We start from the raw sequence: 10638 nt of genomic DNA, 5'->3' as shown, positions 1-10638 counted from the left end.
GAAGTCGAACACGTGCTCGCCGAGGACGTCCGCCATCAGCTCGCTGCGCTCCATCGCGTGGATCGCCTCGTCCAGGTTCTGCGGCAGCGGCTCGATGCCGAGGGCGCGCCGCTCGGCGGGCGTCAGCGCCCACACGTCGTCCTCGGCGCCCGGCGGCAGCTCGTAGCCCTCCTCGATGCCCTTGAGCCCGGCGCCGAGGATCGCCGCGAACGCCAGGTACGGGTTCGCGGCGCTGTCCAGCGACCGGAACTCGATGCGGGTCGAGTGCCCCTTGTGCGGCTTGTACATGGGGACGCGGACGAGCGCGGACCGGTTGTTGTGCCCCCAGCAGATGTAGGACGGGGCCTCTCCCCCGGCGCCGGCGGCCGACCCGACGTTGCCCCACAGCCGCTTGTAGGAGTTGACCCACTGGTTGCACACCGCGGTGATCTCCGCGGAGTGCCGCAGCAGCCCCGCGATGAACGCCCGCCCGACCTTGGACAGCTTGTACTCCGCGCCCGGCTCGTAGAAGGCGTTGCGGTCGCCCTCGAACAGCGACATGTGGGTGTGCATGCCCGAGCCGGGATGCTCGGTGAAGGGCTTCGGCATGAAGGTCGCGTGCACGCCCTGCTCCAGCGCGACCTCCTTCATCACCAGCCGGAACGTCATGATGTTGTCGGCGGTGGTGAGCGCGTCGGCGTACCGGAGGTCGATCTCCTGCTGGCCTGGGGCGCCCTCGTGGTGGCTGTACTCCACCGAGATGCCCATCGCCTCCAGCATCATGATCGCGTTGCGCCGGAAGTCGTGCGCGGCGCTGTGCGGGGTGTGGTCGAAGTAGCCGCCCGCGTCCGCCGGCTCGGGCTCGCTTCCGTCCTCCGGCCGGTCGTTGAGCAGGAAGAACTCGATCTCGGGATGGGTGTAGAAGGTGAACCCGAGGTCGGCGGCGCGGGCCAGCGCCCGCTTGAGGACGTACCGGGGGTCGGCGAAGCTCGGCGCCCCGTCCGGCATGAGGATGTCGCAGAACATGCGGCCCACGCCGGGCGACTCCGACCGCCAGGGCAGCACCTGGAACGTGGACGGATCCGGCTTGGCGATCATGTCGGCCTCGTACACCCGGGCGAAGCCCTCGATCGCCGACCCGTCGAAGCCGATGCCCTCGCCGAAGGCGCCCTCCAGTTCGGCGGGGGCGACGGCCACCGACTTCAGGAACCCGAGCACGTCGGTGAACCACAGCCGGATGAAGCGGATGTCGCGCTCCTCCAGCGTGCGGAGCACGAACTCCTGCTGACGCTCCAAAGCCTTCTCCCTCGATACGGCCCTGCCGGCGACATGGGGCGGGGACTCATGCCGGCCGCGAGAGACGGTCCGGCCCACCTCGAAGTATGCCCGGCGGCTGTTACCGCGACGTTACGCCTGACCATTCCCGCTGACCGGAACATATCCGACTACTCACCCTCCCCGATCCGTGTCGCGGCCGGATCGGGGCGGCCGGTTCCATGACCGTTCATGGAGATCCGTTTCCCGGGATTTGACGTGCCGGTCCCGCTCGCCCGGCGAAGTGATCGTTAGCGTGGGCAGGGCCGTGGACATCTCTCTTCTTCTCTCGACGGCCGACCGGGTGAGCGCGCTGGCGACCCCGTCGGCCGTGCATCCTGAGTCGAGCCGGCTGTGCGCGCAGGTGGAGGGCTGGGCACGCGACCTGGGCCTGGTAATCGCGGATCCGGACGCCTCGCCCCTCGGCCGGGCCCGCTGCGGCCGGCTCGCCGCCCGCGCGTTCCCCTCCGCAGGCCCCGCCGGCGTGAACCTGTTCGCCCGCTGGCTGACCTGGGCGCTCGCGCTGGACGACACGCTGGACCGGCCGCCGTTCGCGGGCAGCGGCAGCGCCGTGCACGCCCTGTACGACGACCTGCTGCGCGCGATGCGGCGGGGCCACCCCCGCCCGGGTGCCCGTCCGCTGGAGGCGGCGCTGGTGGAGCTGTGGCACGCCACCACGTCCAGGGGCATGAGCCGCGACTGGCGGCGCCGGTTCGGGCTGCGACTGGAGGCGCACCGGGACGGGTGCGCGGAGGAGGCGGTCAACCGCCGGATCCGGCACGTCCCGACGGAGGCGGAGTACGCGCCGCTGCGCCGCCGGGCGTGCGCGCCGTTCCTGTACGACCTGATCGAGCCGGTCCTCGGGGTCGAGCTGCCGGCGCGGCTGCTGCGCACACCCCCGTGGAAGACCCTCACCGACGGCGTCGCGGACGCCGTCGCCTGGTCCAACGACCTCGCCTCGCACGATCTGGAGTCGGCCCGCGGCGACGTCCACGACCTGCCCGCCGTCCTGTCCCGGGCGCACGGGCTGGACGCCGCGCAGGCCGCCGCGGCGGTCACCGGCAAGATCACCGACCGGCTGGAGGAGGCGTGCACGGCGGCGCGGCGGCTGCCCGCGATGCTCGACCGGCTGGAGCTGACCGTCGCGCAGCGCGCCGCCGCCGCGCAGGTCGTCACGGTGCTGCTGGCCGTCCCGCGCGCCCACCTGGACTGGCTCGCCGAGACCGGCCGCTACGAGCCCGGCACGCCGCGCGTGGACGCGCTCGCCTCGCTGCCCTGACCGCCGGCGAGGGCGTCACCGGCGGGCGTGCGGACGTACAGGACACGGCGTCCCATCCGGTGCCCGGTGACGAGCCCGCAGGCGCGCAGCACACCGAGATGCTGGCTGACCGCACCCGCCGTCACGCCCAGCCGCCCGGCCAGATCGGTGGTCGACGCGGGGGTGGCGAGCGCGGCCAGAAGGGCGGCGCGGCGGCGGCCGATGAGCGCGGCGAGCGCCTCCTCCCGGGCCCCGGCCGGGCGCCCGGTCTCCCAGAGCGTCGCCACACCGCGCGGCGGGTAGCTGAGCAGCGGCTGGTAGGGCGGCACCATCACCGACACGCTCGGCCACACGAACACGCTCGGGACGAGCAGCATCCCGCGTCCGGCGAGCTCGCCGCGGAAGCTCCAGGCCCGCTCGACCGACAGCGTCCCGGCGCGCCAGGAGACCGTCTCGTGCAGGTCCCCGAACACCCCGGCGGTGCCGGACGCGGTCAGGGCGCGCGTGCGGCGCAGCACGTCGCCCTCCAGCAGGTCGGTGATGCGCGGCCAGAACGGCTCGACGGCGGCGGCCCAGTAGTGTTCGAGGAGGCCGACGAGCGTCCGGAGGGTGCGCCCGGGGTCGGCGGCCATCTCCGCGCGCCGCCGTCCCGGCCGCCGCACCCGGTCGCCGCTCAGCAGTTCGGCCACGACCACGTCGGGTGGAGTGGCCAGGACGGTCTCCAGTTCGGCGGCCAGGTCGGGCAGCGGGCTCTCCGGCGGCGGGGTCAGGAAGTCGGGGGCGTACCCGGTGGGCGGGACCACCTCCAGCAGCGGCTCCAGATCGAGCCCGCGCAGCCGGGGCCGGACGGCGTGCACCCAGGGCAGGTGCAGCGCGTGCCCGGACGGGTCGCCGAGCACCCGCAGGCTCAGCACCATCTCCCACAGCGGCGAGAACGCGAACCGGACGCGGGCCACATCGTCCGGCGCGAACACGAACTCAATCATTTAGCCCAGGCTAAATGAATACCGCGCACCCGGTGGAGCGCCCACCATCGTGCAGTGACCACTCTGGAAGACACTCCTGTCGGTCCCGTTCCGGGGCGGCTCGCGGCGTTCCTGCATCCGCGGGTCGGCGGACTCCCCCGGCATTTCTGGGTGCTGTGGGCCGGGACGCTGCTCAACCGGCTCGGCACCATGGTCGAGCCGTTCCTCGGCCTCTACCTGACCACCGCCCGGGGGTTGTCGCTGGCCCAGGCCGGCGTGGTGCTGGCGGTGCTCGGCGCGGGCTCGCTCGGCGGCCAGATGGCCGGCGGCGCGCTCGCCGACCGGCTCGGCCGGCGCGCGACGCTGACGCTCGCGACCGTCGGCACCGGTACCGCGATGCTCGCGCTCGGCTACGCGCAGGGGTTCGCCGCGATCGTCGCGGCGGCGCTGCTGCTCGGCGTCCTGCTGGACATGTACCGGCCGGCCGCGCAGGCGATGGTCGCCGACGTCATCTCCCCGGCGGACCGCCCGCGCGCGTTCGGGCTGCTGTTCTGGGCGGTCAACCTGGGCTGGGCGGTCGCGATGGTGCTCGGCGGGGCGCTCGCGCAGGAGGGCTTCCTGTGGCTGTTCTGGATCGACGCGCTCACCTGCGCCGGGTTCGGGATCCTGGTGTGGCGGGCCGTCCCCGAGACGCGGTCGCGGGACGCCCGTGCCGGGGACTCCGGCGGGTTCGGGCGGGTGCTGCGCGACCGGGTCATGGTCTGCTACGTGCTGATCACCCTCGTCTACACCTTCGTCCTGATGCAGGGCATGACGACGATGCCGCTGGCCATGAAGGAGGACGGGCTCGGCCCGCGGGCCTACGGCCTCGCGATCGGCGCGAACGGGGTGCTGATCATCATCGTCCAGCCGCTGGTCAACGCGTGGCTGACGCGGCGCGACCACAGCCTGGTGCTGGCCGCGGGATTCGCCCTGGTCGGGATCGGCTACGGGCTCACCTCGCTGGCGTCGACGGTGGCCGCCTACACCGCGACGATCCTGGTGTGGACGCTCGGGGAGATCGCCGCCGCGGCCGTCCTGCAGGCCGTCGTCGCCGATCTCGCGCCCGCCGGCCTGCGCGGCCGGTACGGCGGCCTGTACGGGATGGCGTGGTCGGGCGGCTTCCTGCTGGCGCCGCTCGGCGGCACCCAGCTGCTCGGCTCGGGCGGAGCCATCACGCTGTGGCTGACCTGCGCGGGCCTGGCGTTCACCGCGGCGGCGGCACAGCTCGCGCTCGCCCCCGCGATCAGGCGGCGCCGCGCCGCGGTCCTCGACACGTCCTTCTCGTCAAAGTGACGAAACCGCCTCCGACGTTCTACCCTTGGGGCGTGGCACAGCTCAGGATCGCGCTCGCGCAGGTGAACCCGACCGTCGGCGACCTCGACGGCAACGCCGACCTGATCGTGGAATGGAGCAGGCGCGCCGCCGACGCGGGCGCGCACCTGGTCGCCTTCCCCGAGATGATGCTGTCCGGCTACCCGGTGGAGGACCTGGCGCTGCGCTCGTCCTTCGTCGAGGCGTGCCGGGGGGCCCTGGAGCGGCTCGCCCGCCGGCTCGCCGACGAGGGCCTCGGTGACCTGCCCGTCGTCACCGGCTACCTGGACCGCCGGGCGGTCGGGCTCGTCCGGTCCGGGCAGCCCGCCGGGGCACCGCTGAACGCCGCCGCGTGGCTGCACGGCGGCGAGGTGCTCGTCCGCACCGCCAAGCACCACCTGCCGAACTACGGGGTGTTCGACGAGTACCGGATCTTCGTGCGCGGCGACCGGCTGCCCGTCGTCCGCGTCCACGGCGTCGACGTCGCCACCGTCATCTGCGAGGACCTCTGGCAGGACGGCGGCCCCGTCAGCGTGACGGGCGAGTCCCGCGCGGGTCTGCTCCTGTCCGTCAACGCCTCCCCCTACGAGCGCAACAAGGACGACGTCCGCCTCGACCTGTGCGCCGAACGCGCCCGCGAGGCCGGCTGCGCCCTCGCCTACGTCAACATGGTCGGCGGCCAGGACGAACTCGTCTTCGACGGCGACTCCGTCATCGTCGGCCCCGACGGCACCCCGCTCGCCCGCGCGCCCCAGTTCGTCGAGCACCTCCTCGTCGCCGACCTCGCGCTGCCCGCCGCCGATCCGTCCGCCCGGCCGGGCCGCACCCCGGTGGACGCCCTCGACGGCACGACGATCACCATCGACCGGCACGTCCTGACCCCGGCCCCGCTGCCCGCCTACCCGGTGCGGCCGCAGACCACCGCCGAGCCCATGGACGACCTCGCCGAGATCTACGCGGCCCTGGTCCTCGGCACCCGCGACTACGTCCGCAAGAACGGGTTCCGCTCGGTCGTCCTCGGCCTGTCCGGCGGCATCGACTCCGCCCTCGTCACCACCATCGCCTCCGACGCGATCGGCCCGGAGAACGTCCACGCCGTCCTGCTCCCGAGCCGGTACTCCTCGGAGGGCTCCATCGTGGACGCCGAGGACCTCGTCAAACGGCAGGGCGTCAACTCCCGGATCGTGCCCATCTCCGGCATGGTCGAGGCGTTCGAGGAGCATCTCGACCTGCACGGCCTCGCCGCCGAGAACCTGCAGGCCCGCATCCGCGCCAACATCTGGATGGCCCTGTCCAACGAGCACGGCCACCTCGTCCTGACCGGCGGCAACAAGAGCGAGCTCGCCACCGGCTACTCCACCCTCTACGGCGACTCCGCCGGCGGCTTCGCCCCCATCAAGGACGTCTTCAAGCTCACCGTCTGGGACCTCGCCCGGTGGCGCAACACCCAGGCCGGCGTCGACCTGCCGTTCCTGCACCCGTTCGGGCACGAGCCCATCCCCGAGGCGATCATCGTCAAGGAGCCGTCCGCCGAGCTGCGCCCCGGCCAGCGCGACCGCGACAGCCTCCCCGAGTACACCGTCCTCGACCCGATGCTGGCCGACTACGTCGAACGCGACATGGGCCGCGAGGCCCTCGTCGCCGCCGGCCACGACCCGGCCCTCGTCGACCGCGTCATCCGCCTGGTCGACATGGCCGAGTACAAGCGCCGCCAGTACCCGCCCGGCCCCAAGATCACCCCGAAGAACTTCGGCCGCGACCGCCGCCTCCCCATCACCAACGCCTGGCGAGAGAGGTAGCCCCCAGAACCTCAGCCCCTCGGCCGTAGCAGGGGTTCCGGGGGGTTGCCCCCTGGGCTAACCGCGGTGATGGCTTTCGCCCGGCCAGGTCTCCTCGGGCCATGCGGGGACCTGTTCGGAGGCGTCGGGGTCGATGCCCGGGACGATCTGCTCGCACCAGACGACCTTGCCGGCCGCGGTGCGGCGGGTGCCCCAGCGGTGGGCGAGCTGGCTGACCACGAGGAGGCCGCGGCCGTTCTCGTCGTCGTCCTCGGCGCGGCGGAGGCGCGGCAGGGCGGCAGAGCGGTCCAGCACCTCGCAGACGAGGGTGCGCTCCAGCAGGAGGCGCAGCTGGATCGGGCCGGGCGCGTAGCGGAGCGCGTTCGTGATGAGCTCCGACGCCAGCAGTTCGGTGGTGTAGTCGAGTTCCTCCAGGCCCCACTCCTGCAGCCGGGAGCGGACGAGGCCGCGGGCGCGGCGGACGGCGGCCGGGTCGGCGGGCAGCGTCCAGGAGGCGTAGCGATCCTCGGGGAGGCGGCGCAGCCGGGCGATGAGGACGGCGATGTCGTCGCGGTGCTGGTCGGCGTAGACGCCGGCGAGGGTCGCCTTGGCGAGGTCCTCCATGGGACGGTCGACCGAGTCCGGGCCGAAGATCTTCTGCAGGCGGGCGAGCCCGTCGTCGATGTCGCGGCCGCGGTTCTCCACGAGGCCGTCGGTGTAGATGACGAAGAGGCTGCCGTCCTCGACGGTGAACTCGCGGCTCTCGATGGCGGCGCCGCCCGCGACGCCGAGCGGCGGGGCGGGCGGGACCTGCAGGTACTCGTTGTCGCCGGTCGGGCCCGCCAGCAGCGGCGGCAGGTGACCGGCGGAGGCGATCTCGATCGTGCCGGTGGTCGCGTCGTACACCGCGTACACGCAGGTGGCGAAGTGGGGTTCCTGCTCACCGAGCTCGATCATCAGCTCGTGCATGACGTGCAGGGCGTCGGCGGGCGGCAGTTCCAGGTTCGCGAGCGTGTGCAGCGCGGTGCGCAGCCGCCCCATCGTGACGGCGGCGCGGACGCCGTGCCCGGCGACGTCGCCGACGATCAGGGCGACGCGGGCGCCGGGCAGCGCGATCGACTCGTACCAGTCGCCGCCGACCTCGACGAGCTTGCTGCCGGGCAGGTAGCGGTGCCGGACCTCGACCGAGGACGGCGCGGACAGCCGCATCGGCAGCAGGCTGCGCTGCAGCGCCAGCGCGGTCGCGCGTTCCCGGCTGAACAGCCGGGCGTTGTCGATGACGATCGCGGCGCGGCTGGCGAACTCCATGCCGATCTCGACGTCGTAGGCGTCGAACTTGCGGAACCCGGGGACGCGGGTGCAGGCGATGAAGCCGAGCAGCGTGTCCCGGGCGATCATCGGCAGCAGCACCATCGACACGCCGGACAGCAGTTCCCCGGCCGGGCCGCGGCGCCACAGCCGGCCGATCTCGGTCGCCTCGTCCAGGGGGATGTGCCGCAGGTGGACGGGCCGGGCCGTCTCCATGACCTGCCGGTACGGGGTGCCCTCCGGGAACACGAGCACCTCGCCGACGGGGAACGTGGACGTCCACGCCGGGTTGCCGTCGTCGGAGGTGACCGCGATGCGGCGCAGCACCGCCGAGCCGGTCTCGGTGTGCACCTCGTCGGCGGCGACGAGGCTCTCCAGCACCAGCACCGACGCGGCGTTGCAGTAGTGCGGGACGACGACCTCGACGAGGCCGCGGGCGGACTGGTCGAGGTCGAGGGACGCGCCGAACCGGGTGAGCTGGTCGTCCATCAGCGCGCGGCGCATGAGCGCCGGGTCCTGGTAGCGCTCGCTGGGCGGCAGCTCCACCCGGATGAACAGCAGCGCGGCGGGCGCGGCGTCCGGGCCGGTGCCGATCATCGGCTGCACGGTGACGAGGGCGGAGGCGCCCTGGTCGCCGCGCAGCACGGACATCACGCCGCTGCGCTCCTGGTCGTTCGCCTCCAGGAGCGCCTCAAGCTCGGCCTTCGCCTCGTCCCCCACCAGGTCGGTGGCGGGACGGCCGATCAGGTCCTCGGGGGCCCGGCCGAGGACGGCCCGGGCGTTCGGCCCGCACTGCACGATCCGCCTGGCACCGTCTATGCCCAGGACAAGGGTCCGGGACGCGGAATCGGTGGCGGGCGCATCGCCTTGCGGCGCCATGACGGATCTCACCTGACGCGCTCCAGACAGCCGGTCATTTAGCACTACCCAGCGCCAGTATGGGGCATGACACAGCCGAACGGGGAGAAGATCACGCCTACCGTGCCGAAATTGCGTCACTTCCGTCGTCCGCGCGTCATTCCGGGGCGGTTCCGGTGCCTCGGAGTCATCGCCTGCGGGGCGCGGCACGGGAAATCGGGGAATCGCGAGGGGTACCCGAATCGTTTTCGAAGTGGCACGATCGGTTCCGTCTGGGTACGCCACCGTGGCGCCTCAAGACCGGAGGTTCTCGCATGTCTTCTTCTGCTGCATCCCCAGCGCAGCCGACCGCGCTCTACGGCGGTACGAGCGGACGCCGGGTCACCGTACGCGACATCGCCGCCGCCAAGGAGCGGCACGAGAAGTGGCCGATGCTCACCGCGTACGACGCGCTCACCGCGCGGATCTTCGACGAGGCCGGCATCCCCGTGCTGCTCGTCGGCGACTCCGCCGCGATGGTCGTCTACGGCTACGACTCCACCATCCCCGTCACCGTGGACGACCTGATCCCGCTCACCGCGGCCGTCGTCCGCGGCTCCAAGCGCGCCATGGTCGTCGCCGACCTGCCGTTCGGCTCGTACCAGACGGGCGTCAAGGAGGCGCTGACGGCCGCCACCCGGTTCCTCAAGGAGACCGGCGCGCACGCGATCAAGCTGGAGGGCGGCCGCCGGATCATCCCGCAGGCCGAGGCGATGGTCGCCGCCGGCATCCCCGTCATGGGCCACCTCGGCCTCACCCCGCAGTCGGTGAACGTCTTCGGCGGCTACCGGGTGCAGGGCCGCGGCCAGGACGGCGAGGAGCTGATGGCGGACGCGAAGGCCCTCGAAGCCGCCGGCGCGTTCTCCGTCGTCCTCGAATGCGTGCCGGAGGACCTCGCCGCCCGCGTCACCTCGTCGCTGTCGATCCCGACGATCGGCATCGGCGCCGGCCACCAGACCGACGCGCAGGTCCTGGTCTGGCAGGACATGGCGGGCCTCACCCCGCACACCGCGAAGTTCGTCAAGAAGTTCACCGACATGAACACCCTGCTCGGCGAGGCCGCACGCACCTACGCCGAAGAGGTCGTCAGCGGCGCCTACCCCGCGCCGGAGCACTCCTACCGCTGAGCCGCCGCGCGGCCCGGCCGTCGCACCGGCCGGGCCGCGGGCCCGGTCACCGGTCGGGCCCGCCCCGGACCGGCTCGGGGCGGGCCTCGCGGACCCGGCCGCCGCGGGGCGGCGGGACGCGATGCCCGTCGGGGTCGTCGGCCATGATCTCGGCGCGCAGCGTCTCCACCGCGGAGCGCAGCACGTCGGGCCCGGCGACGTTCATCAGCAGCAGCCCGAGGTTGAGCGCCATCTGCCCGTCGGTCATCTCGCTGCCGGCCAGGGCGTCCACGGCGGTGCGCAGATCGGCCTGGTCCTCGGCGGACACGTTCTGCAGCAGCCCGAGGCAGTACGTCGGCAGCGCGAGCCGCGACTTCGCGAACGACACGCCGCGCATGATCTCGCCCGCCTCCTGTGCGCGGGTCTTGGCCTGCATGCGGTCCACGCCGCGGTCGGCGGCGGCGAGCAGCGAGGTCAGCAGCGTGCTCGGCCCGACCGCCACGTCCTCGTCCCCGACCCGGACGGTGAACACCGCGCTGCGGAACACCATCATCGAGCCGAGGCTCGCGACGAGCACCTGCGTCGCCCCCGCGACCTCGGGGGACCGGACGCCGAACTTCCAGCCGAACGTGTGCAGAAGCAGCAGCGAACCGGCGCCCGCTCCCCCGTTGATCAGCACG

8 protein-coding genes are annotated in these 10638 nt (G+C 73.0%); 4 read left to right on the top strand and 4 right to left on the bottom strand.

The genetic code is table 11. The features are described from left to right. Window positions 1–1275: glutamine synthetase family protein (locus AF1_RS30015; RefSeq protein ID WP_067806961.1), on the bottom strand; the 1275-nt coding region annotated here is incomplete at its 3' end. Window positions 1276–1549: 274 nt separating this feature from the next. Here AF1_RS30015 and AF1_RS30010 point away from each other — a divergent pair. Beyond that, window positions 1550–2572 carry a terpene synthase family protein gene (locus AF1_RS30010; RefSeq protein WP_242608870.1) on the top strand — a complete coding sequence of 341 codons (1023 nt, stop codon included), beginning with the start codon at window positions 1550–1552 and terminating at the stop codon, window positions 2570–2572. Here the strand turns inward: AF1_RS30010 and AF1_RS30005 are convergent. Continuing rightward, a complete protein-coding gene (locus tag AF1_RS30005; protein WP_067806958.1) occupies window positions 2524–3537 on the bottom strand; it encodes an ArsR/SmtB family transcription factor in 1014 nt (337 codons plus the stop codon). The genes AF1_RS30010 and AF1_RS30005 overlap by 49 nt on opposite strands. A gap of 54 nt (window positions 3538–3591) precedes the next feature. Here AF1_RS30005 and AF1_RS30000 point away from each other — a divergent pair, with 54 nt between their 5' ends. Then, window positions 3592–4851, top strand: a complete 1260-nt coding sequence (locus tag AF1_RS30000) for an MDR family MFS transporter (protein ID WP_242608871.1) — start codon at window positions 3592–3594, stop codon at window positions 4849–4851. A gap of 32 nt (window positions 4852–4883) precedes the next feature. Further along, window positions 4884–6668, top strand: a complete 1785-nt coding sequence (locus AF1_RS29995) for an NAD+ synthase (protein WP_067806954.1) — start codon at window positions 4884–4886, stop codon at window positions 6666–6668. Between the two features lie 57 nt (window positions 6669–6725). Here the strand turns inward: AF1_RS29995 and AF1_RS29990 are convergent, their stop codons facing one another. Beyond that, on the bottom strand, window positions 6726–8846 hold the full coding sequence (locus AF1_RS29990; protein WP_255218850.1) for a SpoIIE family protein phosphatase: 2121 nt from the start codon (window positions 8844–8846) through the stop codon (window positions 6726–6728). A 281-nt stretch (window positions 8847–9127) separates the two neighbouring features. Between AF1_RS29990 and panB the strand changes: the two genes are divergently transcribed. Further along, window positions 9128–9979, top strand: coding sequence for a 3-methyl-2-oxobutanoate hydroxymethyltransferase (gene panB, locus AF1_RS29985; RefSeq protein WP_067806946.1), 852 nt, complete (start codon window positions 9128–9130; stop codon window positions 9977–9979). 46 nt (window positions 9980–10025) lie between these two features. Here panB and AF1_RS35460 read toward each other — a convergent pair. Then, window positions 10026–10638, bottom strand: a 613-nt coding sequence (locus AF1_RS35460; RefSeq protein WP_067806943.1) for a hypothetical protein, incomplete at its 5' end; no start/stop codon positions are given.

Origin of the sequence: Actinomadura formosensis NBRC 14204, assembly GCF_001552155.1 — a bacterium.
Taxonomy (GTDB): domain Bacteria; phylum Actinomycetota; class Actinomycetes; order Streptosporangiales; family Streptosporangiaceae; genus Spirillospora; species Spirillospora formosensis.
This window is presented reverse-complemented; position numbering and strand designations above follow the sequence as displayed.